The sequence below is a fragment of the Maritimibacter alexandrii genome, assembly GCF_005871115.1.
Lineage (GTDB): Bacteria > Pseudomonadota > Alphaproteobacteria > Rhodobacterales > Rhodobacteraceae > Maritimibacter > Maritimibacter alkaliphilus.
Map to the genome: position 1 here is coordinate 304,228 of NZ_SWKQ01000013.1, position 15,319 is coordinate 319,546.

Genomic DNA, 15,319 nt, shown 5'->3' on the forward strand with positions numbered 1-15,319 from the left:
GACCCGCTCAGGAACACGTGAAGGCCGCGACCCGGAACAGGGCGCGGCCTTTTTCCGTTGGCAGGTCCAAGGCAACCCGAAAGGACCACGCCCATGAAAGACGCTGCCAAATCCGGCTATATCACCACGGTCGACCCGGCCACCGAGCAACCCCTGAAAGATTATCCGATCATGGAGCGGGAGGAGGCGCTGGCCGCCGTCGAACGCTGCCACGAGGCGTTCCTCCACTGGCGCGAGACGAGCAAGGAGAGCCGTGCCGAGATCATCTCGAAGATCGGCGCCACGCTGCGCGATCGCTCGGACGACTTCGCGTCGCTCATGACCGACGAAACCGGCAAACGGCTTGAAGACGGCCACACCGAGATCGAGCTATGCGCGGCGATCTGCGACTGGACCGCCGAACAGGGGCCCGAGGAGCTGGCCGACGAGGTGCGCGAGGTCGCCAATGGCGAGCGCGGTGTCATCACCTACCAGCCGCAGGGCGTGATCTACGGCATCCAGCCGTGGAACTTCCCCGCCTATCAGGCGGTGCGCTACGCCATCGCGAACCTCATGGCCGGGAACGGCGTGCTTCTGAAACACGCGTCGAACTGCACCGGATCGGGCCTGTTCCTGCGCGACGTCTTCGAGGCGGCCGGCCTGCCGGAACACCTGTTCACCGTGCTGGTCATCGACCACGACACCTCGGACGAGATCATCAAGAACCACCGCGTGCGCGGCGTGACCCTGACCGGCTCTGCCGCCTCGGGCGCCAAGGTCGCGGCCATCGCAGGCGGCGCGATCAAGAAAACCGTGCTCGAGCTTGGCTCCAACGACGCCTACCTCGTGCTGGACGACGCCGATCTGGACCTTGCCGTGAAGACCTGCGTCGTCGGGCGCATCTACAACAACGGCCAGACCTGCGTGAACGCCAAGCGGTTCATCGTGACCGAGAAGAACTACGACGCCTTCGTGAAGGCCTATGTCGAGGCGATGTCGGCGCTGAAAATGGGCGATCCGCGCGAGAAATCCACGAAACTCGGCCCGATGGCGCGCGGCGACCTGCGTGACACGCTGCACGAGCAGGTGACCAAGTCGGTCGACAAGGGGGCGACCATCGCATGCGGCGGCGAGATCCCGGATCGCACAGGGTATTACTACCCCGCCACGGTTCTGACCGACGTGAAGCCGGGGCAGCCCGCCTATAACGAGGAACTCTTCGGCCCCGTCGCCAGCGTCATCCGCGCCAAGGACGACGTGGAGGCGATGCACATCGCCAACGACAGCCGCTTCGGCCTGGGCGGCGGCATCTTCTCGCAGGATGAGGATTATGCCGTGAACCTCGCCCGGTCGCATTTCGACACCGGGATGGTCTTCATCAACGGCTTCAACGTGGCCACCCCGAACATGCCCTTCGGCGGCGTGAAGGATTCAGGCTATGGCCGTGAGCATGGCGGCTTCGGCATGAAGGAATTCGTGAACGTGAAGACGATCATCACGAATTGAGGTTTCGACCGCTGAAGCGGTCGACTCGCCGGGGGAGGCCCTGCCTCCCCCGGACCCCCTCCGAGTTATTTATGGACCAGAGAAGAGGGGCGCGTCAGGCGGAATGCTCGGCGCGCCCCTTTTCGGTCAAGTCGTAGGTGCCGGTGTCGACGCGGGCGAACCAACCCAAGTGGTTCACATACATGATCCTGGTCGCTTTCGTGACGCCCGTGGCCTTGGCGATCTCGGCGCCCTTGCAGGGGCCGGAGGCGGCCAGATGCGCGGCGATCCGGGCGCATTCCTGTTTATAGGCGGTCATCACCCGACCCCGGCTGCCGCCCAGATTTGGGTCGCCCTCGCGCCGCGCGAATTCGGACAGAAGCCGGTCGCGCCGGGTCTTGGACTTGCGCGGGCGGAACTCGGTCGGATCGGCGTGGACTTGCACGAACCCGTCTTCGAGCCGCACCGAGAGGACGCCGACCCCCAGACGCTTGCACAAACCCACATTGCCCTTGAACGCCCGCCAACCGGACTTGCCCGACCAGCGCGGCACGGCCACGTAGATGATATCGGTCACCGACTGCCGCGCCACCGCCTGTTGCAAAAGCGTCAGCGAGAAACCCGCCTTCAGCTCGACCACCACCGGATCGCCGCCTGCGCGCACCGCCATCACGTCGACCGGGCCGATCTCGGCCTTCACCTCGTATCCCAGCGCCTCGAGCCACGCCTTGACCGGCGGGTATAGGTCCGTCTCAGTCACCCTGCCCATGCCCCGTGATACCCTGCGCGGCCCATGCGGCAAAGGGGGTCGTGACATCCGCGGGCCACATCGCTATAGGTCGCGCGAAATTTTCAACGCTCAAAGGGATGCACCCGTATGACAACCCTCGTTTTCGGTCACAAATCGCCCGACACCGACTCCACCGGTTCGCCGCTCATCTGGGCCTGGTACCTCAACGAGATCAAGGGCGAGCAGGCCAAGGCCGTACTGCTGGGTCAGCCCAACACCGAAGCCGCCTTCGTGCTGGAGCGCTGGAGCCAGTCGACGCCCGACATCATCAGCGAGGTCGAGCCGGGCCAGCGTTGCGTGATCGTCGACACCAACAACCCCGCCGAGCTTCCGGCCGCGATCAACGACGCCGACGTCGTGCAGATCATCGACCACCACAAGCTGGTCGGCGGGCTGGAAACCAAGGGTCCGATCGACATCACCATCCGCCCGGTCGCCTGCACCGCCACCATCATGTACGACCTGATGGGCGACGACACCGCCAAGATGCCGGACGAAATCCGCGCACTGGCCCTGTCCTGCATCCTGTCGGACACGCTGGAATTCCGCTCGCCGACCACCACCGACCGTGACATCGAGGTCGCCAAGACGCTCGCCTCCGAACTCGGTGTGTCGATCCCCGACTATGCCGCCGAGATGTTCGCGGCCAAGTCGGACGTGTCGGCCTATTCCGACGCGGAACTCCTGCGCATGGACTCGAAGGAATACGAAGTCGGCGGCAAGAAATTCCGCGTCTCGGTTCTGGAAACCACCGCGCCCGATATTCCGATGGGCCGCAAGGACAGCCTGATGGAGACTATGGTGACGGTCGCCGAAGAAGACGGCGTCGATCAGGTGCTGCTCTTCGTCGTGGACATCCTCAAGGAAGAGGCGACGCTGCTTGTTCCCAACGATCTGGTCAAGACGCTGTGCGAAAAGAGCTTCTCGACCTCCGTGTCCGGCGACACGGCGGTTCTGCCGGGCATCGTGAGCCGCAAGAAGCAGATCATCCCGAACCTCGCCCTCTGAGGCGGTCGGTCAGAGCCCCAAAAGGGCGCCCGGTGTGGCGCCCTTTTTCTTTGGCGCGTCAGCCCGGCGCGACCGTCCGGTAACCACCCGCGATCACCCGCTTCATCCCGCCGTCGACCGACACGATCCGGTTCGGGATCCGCCCCTCGAGCGCCTGCGCCGCCGCGCGCGTCCGGTTGCCCGACCGGCAGACCAGGATCAGGTCGCGCCCATCGGCCAGCGCGGGGCCGACCTGCGCCAGAAAGCGGTCCGGGTCGGTGAAGGTGAGAAGCACCGCCTCGTCGATCACGCCCGTCTCGGCCCATTCCGGCGGGGTGCGGATGTCGACGATCAGCCCGCCGGTCGCTTTCATCTCGTCCACCGTCATGAACCGCTGCTCGAAGCCCGGCTTGCCGCCGGCGATAAGCGAAACTCCGGTCACGGCGGCAAGCGCCGCGGCGGCCCCGCCGATCATCACGAAGCGTCTTGTTGTGTCTGCCATCTTGGCCTCCAAATCATATTCACTTTCCTAGATATGACTTGCCCGCGCCGAAGTGTATCCCCTGCCCCCGATTGCGGCGATCCGCCACGGGCCGGGGCGCAATGCGCTTGATCCCCCGAAGCGCGCCCCTTACCCATCGCCGTGACGCAACCCGGACGAGGCCAATCCCCGTGACCCAGATCATCCAGTCGCTCACCGACATTTCCGACCGTTACGACGTGCTGCTGTGCGACCTGTGGGGCTGCGTCCACGACGGGGTGAAGGTCTATCCGGAGGCGATCCCGGCCCTGCGCGCCTTTCGCGCGGCTGGCAAGATCGTGGTGCTGCTGACCAACTCGCCCCGCGACCGTCACGCGGTGGCCGTACAGGTGGCCCGGTTCGGCCTGCCGGATGATTGCTGGGACACCATCGCTTCCTCCGGTGACGCCGCGCGCGCCGCGCTTTTCACCGGCGCCGTGGGGCAAAAGGTGCATGTCATGGGCGAACAGCCCGGCGACGGGTTTTTCCGCGAGATGGAGATCATCGACGACCCGGTCGCGGTCGAGCGTGTCGGCATCGCCGAGGCCGAAGGGCTGGTCTGCCTTGGCCCCGACGACCCCTCCGCCGATCCCGAGACCTGGCGGCCCGATCTGCTCTATGCCAAGCAGAAGGGGCTGAAGCTGCTCTGCGCCAACCCCGACATTGTGGTGGACCGGGGAGAGGTGCGCGAATGGTGCGCGGGGGCCGTCGCGCGGATGTATACCGAAATGGGGGGCGAGAGCCTTTACTTCGGCAAACCGCATCCGCCGATCTACGATCTCGCCCGCCGGCGCCTCGCCGCGCTCGGACGGAACGTCGGCCCGGAAGGGATGCTCGCCGTGGGCGACGGGATTCAGACCGACATCAAGGGTGCTTTGGGCGAAGACATCGATTCGCTCTTCATCACCGGGGGGCTCGCGCGGGCCGAAACCAGGACCGTGACCGACCCGGATGCGCAGGCGCTTGCCGCCTATGTCGAGGGCGAGCGGGTCACTCCGACCTTCGCCATCGGCATGTTGCGTTAAGCAAACCTGCGAACTTTTCCGGCGACCAGCGCGTTCGGCTTGCGACAGCAGGTCCGGAACTGCGGCCTTTTCGCTCTTGTTTCTGCACCCGCAAAGTAATATTGTTGCCGAGCGTCGCAAAAAGCGCGTCTAAAATTACCCGGAGGATTCCATGTTGGACAACTTCCCCCGAGGCACGATTTGCATCGAGGACCTCGAAATCGGAATGTCGCGCCACCTCATGAAAGAGGTGACGGATCGCGATATCGAGCTGTTTGCCGAAGTCTCGACCGACCGGAATCCCGTGCACCTCGACGATGCCTATGCGATGGACACGATCTTCGAAGGGCGTATTGCCCACGGGATGCTGACCGCCGGGCTCATCTCGGCGGTGATCGGTGAGCAGCTTCCAGGCCACGGCACGATCTACATGGGCCAGAGCCTCAAGTTCCTCGGTCCCGTCCGTCCCGGTGATGTGGTGCGCGCCGAAGTGACGGTGATGGAGATCGACCACGGCAAACGCCGGGTGCAGCTCAAGACAGAATGCACGGTCGCGGGCAAACCGGTGTTGAAGGGCGAGGCCACCGTGCTCGCCCCGTCGAAGAAGTTCGACTGACGCCACCGCTTTTCGGGGGTCGATCCGACACCGGGCGCGCACGCGACGGCTTGCCGTTGGCTGTCGGTTCAACGATTATGCCGCCATGACACAAGGCCCCCGCTACACCGCACTCGTCGACCGTCTGCCCGCCTCCGTCCCCTTCGTCGGGCCTGAGACCGCCGAGCGTGAGCGGGGCCGACCGTTCAAGGCCCGCATCGGCGCGAACGAAAGCGTCTTCGGCCCCTCGCCCAAGGCCATCGAAGCGATGTCGCGCGAAGCCTCCGAGACGTGGAAATACGGCGACTCGCTCTCCTACGACCTGCGCATGGCGCTGGCCGACCGGCTGGGCGTCGGCGCGGGCAACATCATCGTCGGCGAAGGGATCGACGGGCTTCTGGGCTACCTCGTCCGGCTCGTCGTGGGCGAAGGCGACAAGGTCGTCACGTCGTTCGGCGCCTACCCGACCTTCAACTACCACGTGACCGGCTTCGGCGGCGAACTGGTGACGGTGCCCTACCGTGACGATCACGAAGACCCCGAGGCGCTTATCGCCAAGGCGGCCGAGGTCGGGGCCAAGCTCGTCTACATCGCCAACCCCGACAATCCGATGGGCACGTGGCACGATGCGGCCACGATCCAGCGCATGATCGACGCGGTGCCCGACGGTACGCTTCTGGTGCTCGACGAGGCCTATCTCGAATTCGCGCCCGAGGGGACGGCCCCCGCCATCGACCCGGACGACGCCCGCGTCATCCGTATGCGCACCTTCTCAAAGGCCTACGGCATGGCCGGGGCGCGCGTGGGCTACGCCATCGGGGCCGAGCCGCTCATCACCGCGTTCAACAAGATCCGCAATCACTTCGGCATGGCCCGCATTTCACAGGCCGGTGCCTTGGCCGCGCTTCATGACGATGCGTGGCTGGCGCAGGTGCAGGGTAAAGTGTCGGCCGCCCGCGACCGCCTTGCCGAGATCGCGCGCGAGAACGGTCTGACGTCGCTTCCCTCCGCCACCAATTTCGTCGCCATCGACTGTGGCGCGGACGGCGATTTCGCGCGCCGGGTTCTGGCCGAACTGGTCGCCCGCGACATCTTCGTGCGGATGCCCTTCGCCGCGCCCGAGGATCGCTGCATCCGCGTGTCGGTCGGCCACCCCGAGGATATGGACGCTTTCGCCGAGGCCTTGCCGCAGGCCCTCGCCGCCGCGCGCGCCTAGCACTTTTCCGATGTTTTAGAAGAGCGTGCCCTGCTCCGGCGGCTCATCCTTGGACTTTTTCGTCTTTGCCGTCGGTTTGGCGGATCCGCCGCCCCCGCCGATCACGTCGAGCCGTCCGTCATGGAACTCGATCTCCAACGCTCCCGCATGGGCCGCCGCTTCGCGCGTCGTGACCACGTCACCATCGCCCCGCACCACCGCATAGCCGCGTTTTAGCGTCTCGGTATAGCCAAGCGTCACTCGCATCCGCTCCAACGCATCCAGCCGTTTCTGCCAGCCTTCGATCTGCCCGGTGCCGACCCGCGACAGCCGCGCGGACAGCGCCTCGAACTCCCGCTCTTTGCGCAACCGCGCCTCGTCGATCCGGGCGGGGTCGAGCCGTGGTGCCAGCCGCGCCAGATCACGCTTGCCCGCCTCAACCGGACGCGCGAGCGCATAGCCCAGCCGCCCAGCCCGATCCGCGACTCGCTCACGCAGCACCGTGACCCGGTTCGTCAGCACCGAGGGGCGCAGCCCGCCCGATGCCCGGTTCAGCCGAACCTCTTCCCCGCGCACCTTGGCGATCAGCGCCGCAGGCAGCCGGTCGCCTGCCCGGTCGAGCCGTTGACGCGGCGTCTCCAGCAGCGTCTCGGCGCGGGGCAGCGCCCGCGACATGTCCGTCAGCCGCTGCGCCCGCCGCGTGATGCCCTGCGTCAGAGCCGAGGTCAGGCGCGACCCCAACTCGGCCGTATACGCCATCAGCTCGCGCCGCACCGGGACCGCCATCTCGGCGGCCGCCGTGGGCGTGGGCGCGCGCCGGTCGGCGGCGTAGTCGATCAGCGTCGTATCGGTCTCATGCCCCACGGCGGAAATCAGCGGGATGTCCGACGCCGCCGCCGCGCGCACAACGCTTTCCTCGTTGAAGCCCCACAGATCCTCGACCGAGCCGCCGCCACGTGCGACGATGATGAGATCCGGGCGCGGCAGAGCGCCCCCCGGCGTCAGCGCGTTGAAGCCCTGGATCGCCCGCGTCACCTCGGGCGCGCAGCGTTCGCCCTGCACGGCCACCGGCCAGATCAGCACCTTGCGCGGAAAGCGGTCGCGCAAGCGGTGCAGGATGTCGCGGATCACCGCGCCCGAGGGCGAGGTGACGACGCCGATGATCTCCGGCAGATACGGGATCGGCTTCTTGCGCTCCTGCGCGAACAGGCCCTCCGCCGTCAGCGCCGCCTTGCGCTTTTCCAGCATCGCCATGAGCGCCCCGGCACCCGCAGGCGCGATGTCGTCGATAACGATTTGGTATTTCGACTGGCCGGGGAACGTGGTGAGCCGCCCGGTGGCGACCACTTCCATCCCCTCTTCGGGCTGGGTGACAAGCCGTGCCGACACGCCCTTCCAGATTACGCCGGAAATCACCGCGCGATCGTCTTTCAAATCCAGATAGATGTGCCCAGACCGGGGCCGCGACACGCGCCCGACCTCGCCGCGAATCCGGACATGGCCGAACTCGCCCTCGATCATGCGTTTCACCGCCCCGGACAGCTCCGAGACGGTGAATTCAGGGGCATTGCCCCCCGGTTCCAAATCTTCGATCAGGTCGGACATGGGCAGACCATGCCCGACCCGCACGCCGAAGGAAAGATCACGCGGCCTGACGGTGGTGCGTGCCTTCATTGATCTCTTCGATGATCTTGTCGCAGAAGGCGTCGAGGTCGTCGGGGTTGCGCGAGGTGACGATCCCGTTGTCGGTCACGACCGGGCTGTCTTCCCATTTGCCGCCTGCATTCTCGACATCCGTGCGCACCGACGGGTACGAGGTCATGTGGCGCCCCTTGGCAATCCCAGCCTCGATCAGAAGCCACGGCGCATGGCAGATCGCCGCGATGGTCTTGCCGCCCGCGAAGGACGCGCGGATGAATGCGAGCGCCTCGGTGTTCAGGCGCAGAAGGTCCGGGTTGATTTGACCGCCCGGCAGCACCAGCGCGTCGTAGTCCGAGGCCTTGGCGTCGCCCAGAACCTTGTCGACCTTGACCGCGCGGCCCCAGTCCTTTTCGTCCCAGCCGATGATTTCCTCGGCTTCCGGCGAAATGACATGGACCTCGGCTCCGGCCTTTTTCAGCTTTTCCAGCGGCACTTCCAGTTCGGACTGCTCGAAACCGTTGGTGGCGAGGATGGCGATTTTCTTGCCGTTCAGTTCGGACATGACGTCCTCCTTTGTTCGTTCGTGTCGCCACACCAACGGACAGTCGCGGCGGTCTGTTCCGGCCCCGCGATGCACCCGGCCGATCGCCGCCGGTTCGCCGCCCTTCAGTCGCCGCCGCAGTCGGCCCCGCCGCAGCTCGCCCCGCCACAGGCCGCCGCACAACTCGCGGGCCCGCGCCTGTCGCGGTGCCGGGTCGCCAGCACCGCCCCCACCGCCAGCGCCACGACGCCCGCCGCGATCATCGGCCCGTTGCCGACGCCCGCGCCCACGACAAACAGCAGGACCCCACCGCTGCCGAAGATCAGCAAAGGCGACACGTAGCGCCGCGCGCGTTTGCGCGCCCAGATCGTGTCGGGCGGTTCCCCGAACTCCTGCTCGTAAAGCGCAAGGGTATGAAGATACTGCTCGCCATGCCGCTTGGCCTCCCCAGCCCCCGTCGCCTCGCGATGGGTCAGCGGTTTGCCCAGAACCCCGGCGCAGAAGCGTTCCCAATACTCCTCGGCCTGCGACAGGTGCAGATGCCAGACCGCATCCACCCTGACCGATGGCGTCAGCGGCGCATTGGTCAACTGGGTCAGATAGACGAACCGCAGGTATTCGCGCACCCAGAGCGCCGCCTCCCGCTCCCCCAGCTTTTCCTGCGCGCCGAGCAGCGCCTCGAAGGCATGGCGCCCGTCCGGACCGAAATCGTGCATCGAAATCCGCTCATACAACTGGCGCTTTCGCATCCTTGCCCCTCGGCCCCGGCATGGGTATTCCCCCACTGACTAGCAGAAGGACGATTTGCGGTGAACATTCTCATCTTGGGCGGCGGTGGCCGCGAACATGCGCTCGCTTGGGCCGTGATGCAGAACCCGAAATGCGACAAGCTGATCGTCGCACCGGGCAACGCCGGGATCGCCCAGATCGCCGAATGCGCCAAGATCGACATCGAAGACGGCGAAAAGGTCGTCGACTTCTGCAACGTGAACGCGATCACCTTCGTCATCATCGGCCCCGAAGCGCCATTGGCCGCAGGCGTGGCCGACGCGCTTGAGGCCGCTGGCATCCTCGCCTTCGGCCCGTCACAGGCCGCCGCACGGCTGGAAGCCTCCAAGAGCTTCACGAAAGAGGTCTGCGATGCAGCCTCCGCCCCCACCGCCGCCTATGCCCGGTTCACGGATGCCGTTCCCGCCAAGGCCTACATCCGCGAACGGGGTGCGCCCATCGTGGTCAAGGCCGACGGTCTGGCCGCCGGTAAAGGCGTGATCGTCGCGATGGACGAAGACACCGCGCTTGCCGCCATCGACGATATGTTCGGCGGCGAATTCGGGGCCGCCGGGGCCGAGGTCGTGATCGAAGAATTCATGACGGGCGAAGAAGCCTCGTTCTTCATCCTGTCGGACGGCGAAACGCTGCTGCCCATCGGCACGGCGCAGGACCACAAGCGCGTGGGCGACGGCGACACCGGGCTGAACACCGGCGGCATGGGTGCCTACTCCCCCGCCCCGGTCCTGACGGATGAGATCGCGCAAAAGGCGATGGACGAAATCATCGCGCCCACCATGCGCGTCATGGCCGACCGCGGGATGCCCTACAAAGGCGTGCTCTACGCAGGGCTGATGATCGAAAATGGCCAGCCCCGCCTCGTCGAATACAATGTCCGCTTCGGCGATCCGGAATGTCAGGTGCTGATGATGCGGCTGGGTGCGCAGGCGCTCGACCTGATGCTGGCCTGTGCCGAAGGGCGTCTGGCGGATCGTCAGGTGAACTGGGCCGACGACCACGCCATGACGGTCGTGATGGCCGCCAACGGCTACCCCGGTGCCTATGAAAAAGGCTCGGTCATCTCCGGCCTCGACAAGATCGAGGAGACGTCGAAACAGATGGTATTCCATGCCGGCACCCGCGACGTGGACGGCAAGATCACTGCGAACGGCGGCCGCGTCCTCAACGTCACGGCGCGCGGCGACAGCCTGCAAGAGGCGCGCGACACGGCCTATGCCATAGTCGACAGGATCGACTGGCCCGAGGGGTTCAACCGCTCCGACATCGGCTGGCGCGCGCTCTGATGACCGCGCAGAGCTTCACCTGGAAGCCCGCGCTGCTGGCGAAACAGGACACGCTCACGCTCGATGGTACGACCGCCCGGCTCGACGGTGACTGGACGCTCGACCTGCGCGATGTCGAGGACGCCGCCCTCGTCAATCAGGTCCTGAAGGGCAACCGGATCGTCCGGCTCGACCTCTACACGGCCGACGGACGCTGCTCGCTGGGCTACAACGCCTCGGCCCGCGTCTACCGCGCCGATCCCGACGCACGCACCCACCTTGCCGCCTGTGCCGCGACCTTGCGCGCCCTCGATCAGGCCCGGCCCGGACAACTCGTGGCCCTCGGCGTGATCCGCGGCGGGCGCTGGGGCATGTTCCTCATCGGGTTGGGCACGCTCCTCTTCGGCAGCATTCTGGGCATTTCTATGCTGGCCACCGGCGTCTCCGGCGAGCGTCTCGCCACGGCCGCGATCCCCACCATCGTGCTCTTGGCGATGGGCGCGATCCTGACCTACGGCAACTGGCCGTGGCGCAAACGCCCGCGGGTCAAGGCCGCAGCACTCGCCACGACGCTCGAAGAGATGCACGCCCACGACACGACCCGCCCCTGATCTTCTCTGGTCCGAAAATACCTCGGGGAGGTCTGGAGGGGCTGGCCCCTCCAGCTGTCGTGCGGAGGTCTGGAGGGATCGCCAGTGTCGCGCCATTGGTCCGAGAGACAATGGCGATGCCCCTCCAGCGGGTCGTCCCGGGCGTCAGCCCGGGGCGAAATCACTCACAGGCAAGATGTGGCGTGAAACTTTCAGGCCCTCGATAGGGGCCGACCTCGGTCGACATCAGCCGCCCGTCCTGCCAGACCGTCTCGACCACCTGGGTCCAGTCGGCATTCGCGGTGAGGACCGCAGGCACCGCGCCGTCGCAGTCGCGCACACCGCCCTCGATCTCGGGCGTGCCGAGCAGGTGGTTCGACAGCCCCTCGGCACTGGCATAGGGCGCGAGCGTTGCGGCCCCGCCCGCCATGCCGACGGTCACGATGCGCAAGGTGCGCGCCAGATGCGGGCGGTCGACATAGGCGATATCGTCATGCCCGTCGCCGTTGAAATCGGCGATGCCCGCGATGGCGAGCCAGCGATGGCGTTGGCCGATCGGATTGGTGTTTCCGATGGGCCGTGCCCAGTCTCCGTCGAAATCGAACACCTGCACCATCGCGCCCACGCGAAAGCCCGACAGCACCGCGACCACCTCGGGCGTGCCGTCCGCGTCGAAGTCATGCAGGCGCGGCGCGGTGTCTTCGAACACGGCACCGTCGAACCGGATCACGTTGTGGGTGCCGTCGTCATAGTCGATCCTCAGCCCGGCATATTCGCCGTTCTTCACCGCGCCATGGCCATAGGCATCGGTCGGTTCGACATAGCGCGCCCCCGCGATCTCCTTGGCGATGGCCGGACCGGACACCGAAAGCGCGAGCGCGATCCAGATGGCTTTCATGACGACCTCCCGATGATCTCTGTCTTCAGTGCCAAGGCGCCTGTCGAAACGCCAGCGTCGCGTGGCCCCTCAACGCAAACGTGACCGCCGGTCCGGGCGGCCCGAGGCCCTCGGGGCCGAGAGACCGAGCGCGCGCGTCGGCGCGCTCCGCTTCGCAGGATCAGATCTGCTTTTCCGGCATCTGGACGACCAGACCGTCCAGCGCGTCGGTCACCTGCAACTGGCAGGTCAGGCGTGAACGGTTCGGGTCGGGTTCGAAGGCGAAGTCGAGCATATCCTCTTCCATCGCCTCTTTCGCGGGGAGCTTTCCGACCCATTCCTCGGCCACGTAGACATGGCAGGTCGAGCAGGCGCAGGCACCGCCGCAATCGGCTTCGATGCCCGGAATGTCGTTGTCGCGCGCGCCTTCCATCACGGTCAGCCCGTTGGCCACGTCGACCTCGTGCTTGGTGCCGTCGTGCTCGATATAGGTGATCTTCGCCATCTTGGTCTCCGAATGCACAGTCCGCGGTGTTCTAGCCAAGGGCGGGACGAGGGTCCAGCCCGGTTCGCCCAAGTTTCACCTTGCACCGAGATCGTCTTTGTTCTTATTTTGTTCACATGACCGCCGCCCCGCTCCTGTCCCGCTTCGGCCCCCGCGACTGGCCGCGCCCGCCCCATGCGGTGCCCCACCGGATGCTCGACCGTCCGCATGAAGGGGCGCGGGTCACGGTCGCGGGCCTCGTCCTTGTGCGCCAGCGCCCCGGCACGGCGAACGGCGTGGTGTTCATCACGCTCGAGGACGAGACGGGGATTGCCAACATCGTCGTCTGGCGTGCCGTCTACGAACGCTTCCGCCGCGCCGTGGTCGCCGGGCGCTGCCTGCGTGTCACCGGCAAGATCCAGCGGCAAAGCGGCGTGGGTCACGTGGTCGCGGACACGGTCGAGGATATTTCGTGGATGCTCGACAGCCTCGCCCTGCCGCCTGCCTCCACCCCGGTCCGCACCGAGGCATGGGAGGTCGGGGGGAAGGTTCAGCGGGGCTAGCCCGATTCCACAAATCGCGCTATTGTCCGGCCAAACAACCCGCAAACGGGACCACGAGCAGTATGAATCGCGTAACAGTCCGCACCACCGGGGCCATGTTGGCCCTGTCCATCACGCTGGCCGCCTGTGCCAAGACCGGGCCGCGCCAAGAGGTGACGCGCGCCGATTTCGGCGACGAACAGATCATCACCGACTTCACCATGGGCCCGCCCGGCGCGCGCCCCGGCGCCTGCTACGGCAAGGACGTGACCCCCGCCACGGTCGAGCAGGTCACCGAACACCGGCTGGTGGAAGAGGCCAAGATCGCCGAAAACGGCAACATCATCACGCCCGCCAAATACGAAACCGTCACCGAGGCGCGGATCGTCGACGGGCGTGAGCAGATCTATTTCGAAACCCCCTGCCCTCCCCGCTGGACGCCCGAATTCATCGCATCCATCCAGCGCGCCCTGACCGCGCGCGGGCTTTATGCCGACTATCCGCACGGGGAACTCGACGAGGCGACACGTCAGGCGATCCGCACCTTCCAGATTTCCGAGGGGCTGAATTCCGCGATCCTGTCGACGGAAAGCGCGCGCAAGCTGGGGCTGGTCGAAATCGACCTGTCGTAGCCTGTCAGAACGTCAGGGCGAGAAAGCCCTGAGCGATCTCCACGAACGGTGCCAGCACGCCCGACAGATACACGGTCGCCGCATCAGGCCGCAAAAGCCACGCGCCCGCCTGTTCCACAAGCCCGCCGGCTTCGAGTTTGGCGTGCTGGTCGATGTAGGTGACCGGGCCGAGGTAGGCCAGCAGGAACGCCTTGAACAGCAGGAACACGATGAGGACGAGGAACAACCCCCGCCACGGAAAGCCGCGCCGCGCCCGGACCTTTTTGACGGGCACGAGAACGCCGTTCCGCTCCACGAGCGTAACGTAGCCGCTGTTCAGGTTGCGGTGACCCTTTTCGATGCGCTGGACGCGATCGGAGAAATGTTTTTGCTGCATGTCCGCCATGGCGGTCTGCCTTCGCGCTGAATGTTACAGCCTTGGATCATACGTTTAATTCAGGCTGCAATATGACAGCAACGGTCCGATTTTACGCGGATCGCAAAAGCGTGAGCGTGGTCCAGTCGCCATGTTCGTCGCGCCGGTCGACGCTGAACCCCGCCGCGTCATAGGCCGCGATGACCTCGTCCGCCTGCGGGTTCAGGATGCCCGACAGGATCGCCCGCCCGCCCGGTGCGACCGCTTCGCTCATGTCCGGGGCAAGGCTGATGAGCGGCCCTTTGAGGATGTTGGCGAAGACGAGATCGAAGGGGCTGGCCGATTTCAGGTCCGGGTGATCGAACCCGGCCGCCTCGACCACATGGACACGATCCTCGACCCCGTTCGCATGGACATTGGCCCGCGCCACGTCGCAGGCGACCTCGTCGATATCCGAGGCGATGACCGGGTTCGGCCAGATCTTCGCCGCCGCCATGGCGAGCACGGCGGTGCCCGCCCCGACGTCCGCCACGTTGCGCGCGACGACACCCTGGTTCGCAATCCGGTCCAGAGCCAGCAGACAGCCCAGCGTCGTGCCGTGATGCCCCGTGCCGAAGGCCATCGACGCTTCGATCTTCAGCCCGACCTTGCCTTGCGGTAGGCGGTCGGCATCATGCGCGCCGTAGACGAAGAAGCGCCCCGCCTCGACCGGCTGCAATTCCCGCTTCACATGAGCCACCCAGTCGACTTCGGGCAGTTCGGACACCACGAAATCCCGCGCCCCGTGCATCGCGGACAGAAGCGCGAGCCCGGCCCGGTCCGGTTCCTCGGTGAAATAGCCGCCGACCTCCCACAACCCGCTGTCGTCTTCGAGTTCGAAGACGCCGACCCCGGTCGGCTCGGGGGTCAGAGCTTCCATCGCCTCGCCCAGCGCGTCGGCATTCGTCTTGCCTTCCAGCGTGGTCAGCGCGGTCCATGTGGGCATGTCGGTCACTCCTTTGGGTCGCCTTGGCCCTATCGGGCGGCGTCATGGCGGTCAAGCGACGGGGTG

At 66.2% G+C, this 15,319-nt stretch carries 18 protein-coding genes; 9 read left to right on the top strand and 9 right to left on the bottom strand.

Annotation, left to right across the window (positions count from 1 at the left end):
- Positions 1 to 93 precede the first annotated feature (93 nt).
- The gene (locus FCT00_RS14015; RefSeq protein ID WP_138423506.1) at positions 94 to 1,485 is read left to right on the top strand and encodes an NAD-dependent succinate-semialdehyde dehydrogenase; all 1,392 of its coding nucleotides are present in this window, start codon (positions 94 to 96) and stop codon (positions 1,483 to 1,485) included.
- A 94-nt stretch (positions 1,486 to 1,579) separates the two neighbouring features.
- On the opposite strand, the gene FCT00_RS14020 is transcribed toward FCT00_RS14015, so the two are convergent.
- Complete coding sequence (locus FCT00_RS14020; RefSeq protein ID WP_138423507.1) at positions 1,580 to 2,233, bottom strand: DUF2161 domain-containing phosphodiesterase; 654 nt, start codon at positions 2,231 to 2,233, stop codon at positions 1,580 to 1,582.
- Positions 2,234 to 2,341: 108 nt separating this feature from the next.
- Here FCT00_RS14020 and FCT00_RS14025 point away from each other — a divergent pair, with 108 nt between their 5' ends.
- Positions 2,342 to 3,262 carry a manganese-dependent inorganic pyrophosphatase gene (locus FCT00_RS14025; protein ID WP_138423508.1) on the top strand — a complete coding sequence of 307 codons (921 nt, stop codon included), beginning with the start codon at positions 2,342 to 2,344 and terminating at the stop codon, positions 3,260 to 3,262.
- Positions 3,263 to 3,320: 58 nt separating this feature from the next.
- On the opposite strand, the gene FCT00_RS14030 is transcribed toward FCT00_RS14025, so the two are convergent.
- Positions 3,321 to 3,743 (bottom strand): rhodanese-like domain-containing protein, encoded by a 423-nt coding sequence (locus tag FCT00_RS14030; protein ID WP_138423509.1) that lies wholly within the window; start codon positions 3,741 to 3,743, stop codon positions 3,321 to 3,323.
- Between the two features lie 170 nt (positions 3,744 to 3,913).
- Between FCT00_RS14030 and FCT00_RS14035 the strand changes: the two genes are divergently transcribed.
- The 3 genes from FCT00_RS14035 to FCT00_RS14045 all read left to right on the top strand — a co-directional run bounded on the left by FCT00_RS14035 (position 3,914) and on the right by FCT00_RS14045 (position 6,576).
- Positions 3,914 to 4,786 (top strand): TIGR01459 family HAD-type hydrolase, encoded by an 873-nt coding sequence (locus FCT00_RS14035; protein WP_138423510.1) that lies wholly within the window; start codon positions 3,914 to 3,916, stop codon positions 4,784 to 4,786.
- 151 nt (positions 4,787 to 4,937) lie between these two features.
- Positions 4,938 to 5,381, top strand: coding sequence for a MaoC family dehydratase (locus FCT00_RS14040; protein WP_008330399.1), 444 nt, complete (start codon positions 4,938 to 4,940; stop codon positions 5,379 to 5,381).
- Positions 5,382 to 5,466: 85 nt separating this feature from the next.
- Positions 5,467 to 6,576, top strand: coding sequence for a pyridoxal phosphate-dependent aminotransferase (locus FCT00_RS14045; protein WP_138423511.1), 1,110 nt, complete (start codon positions 5,467 to 5,469; stop codon positions 6,574 to 6,576).
- Positions 6,577 to 6,591: 15 nt separating this feature from the next.
- On the opposite strand, the gene xseA is transcribed toward FCT00_RS14045, so the two are convergent.
- From xseA to FCT00_RS14060, 3 genes are all read right to left on the bottom strand, one after another.
- On the bottom strand, positions 6,592 to 8,160 hold the full coding sequence (gene xseA, locus FCT00_RS14050; protein ID WP_138423911.1) for an exodeoxyribonuclease VII large subunit: 1,569 nt from the start codon (positions 8,158 to 8,160) through the stop codon (positions 6,592 to 6,594).
- Positions 8,161 to 8,197: 37 nt separating this feature from the next.
- The gene (locus tag FCT00_RS14055) at positions 8,198 to 8,758 is read right to left on the bottom strand and encodes a type 1 glutamine amidotransferase domain-containing protein (RefSeq protein ID WP_138423512.1); all 561 of its coding nucleotides are present in this window, start codon (positions 8,756 to 8,758) and stop codon (positions 8,198 to 8,200) included.
- A 104-nt stretch (positions 8,759 to 8,862) separates the two neighbouring features.
- Positions 8,863 to 9,486, bottom strand: a complete 624-nt coding sequence (locus tag FCT00_RS14060; RefSeq protein ID WP_138423513.1) for a hypothetical protein — start codon at positions 9,484 to 9,486, stop codon at positions 8,863 to 8,865.
- Positions 9,487 to 9,546: 60 nt separating this feature from the next.
- Here FCT00_RS14060 and purD point away from each other — a divergent pair, with 60 nt between their 5' ends.
- Complete coding sequence (gene purD, locus FCT00_RS14065; protein ID WP_138423514.1) at positions 9,547 to 10,809, top strand: phosphoribosylamine--glycine ligase; 1,263 nt, start codon at positions 9,547 to 9,549, stop codon at positions 10,807 to 10,809.
- A complete protein-coding gene (locus FCT00_RS14070) occupies positions 10,809 to 11,399 on the top strand; it encodes a hypothetical protein (RefSeq protein WP_138423515.1) in 591 nt (196 codons plus the stop codon). Before purD ends, FCT00_RS14070 begins: the two co-directional genes overlap by 1 nt.
- A gap of 160 nt (positions 11,400 to 11,559) precedes the next feature.
- Here the strand turns inward: FCT00_RS14070 and FCT00_RS14075 are convergent, their stop codons facing one another.
- Positions 11,560 to 12,276 (bottom strand): FG-GAP repeat domain-containing protein, encoded by a 717-nt coding sequence (locus FCT00_RS14075; protein WP_138423516.1) that lies wholly within the window; start codon positions 12,274 to 12,276, stop codon positions 11,560 to 11,562.
- A gap of 160 nt (positions 12,277 to 12,436) precedes the next feature.
- Positions 12,437 to 12,760: a 2Fe-2S iron-sulfur cluster-binding protein gene (locus FCT00_RS14080; protein WP_008330410.1), complete on the bottom strand. Its 324-nt coding sequence runs from the start codon at positions 12,758 to 12,760 to the stop codon at positions 12,437 to 12,439.
- Positions 12,761 to 12,876: 116 nt separating this feature from the next.
- On the opposite strand from FCT00_RS14080, the gene FCT00_RS14085 reads away from it, so the two are divergent.
- Both FCT00_RS14085 and FCT00_RS14090 read left to right on the top strand, forming a co-directional pair.
- Positions 12,877 to 13,302 carry an OB-fold nucleic acid binding domain-containing protein gene (locus FCT00_RS14085; protein WP_008330412.1) on the top strand — a complete coding sequence of 142 codons (426 nt, stop codon included), beginning with the start codon at positions 12,877 to 12,879 and terminating at the stop codon, positions 13,300 to 13,302.
- Between the two features lie 62 nt (positions 13,303 to 13,364).
- Positions 13,365 to 13,913: a peptidoglycan-binding domain-containing protein gene (locus FCT00_RS14090; protein ID WP_138423517.1), complete on the top strand. Its 549-nt coding sequence runs from the start codon at positions 13,365 to 13,367 to the stop codon at positions 13,911 to 13,913.
- Between the two features lie 4 nt (positions 13,914 to 13,917).
- On the opposite strand, the gene FCT00_RS14095 is transcribed toward FCT00_RS14090, so the two are convergent.
- Positions 13,918 to 14,289 (bottom strand): hypothetical protein, encoded by a 372-nt coding sequence (locus FCT00_RS14095; protein ID WP_212748018.1) that lies wholly within the window; start codon positions 14,287 to 14,289, stop codon positions 13,918 to 13,920.
- Between the two features lie 91 nt (positions 14,290 to 14,380).
- Entirely contained in the window at positions 14,381 to 15,253 is an 873-nt protein-coding gene (locus tag FCT00_RS14100; RefSeq protein ID WP_138423519.1) for a 50S ribosomal protein L11 methyltransferase, read from the bottom strand.
- Positions 15,254 to 15,319 lie beyond the last annotated feature (66 nt).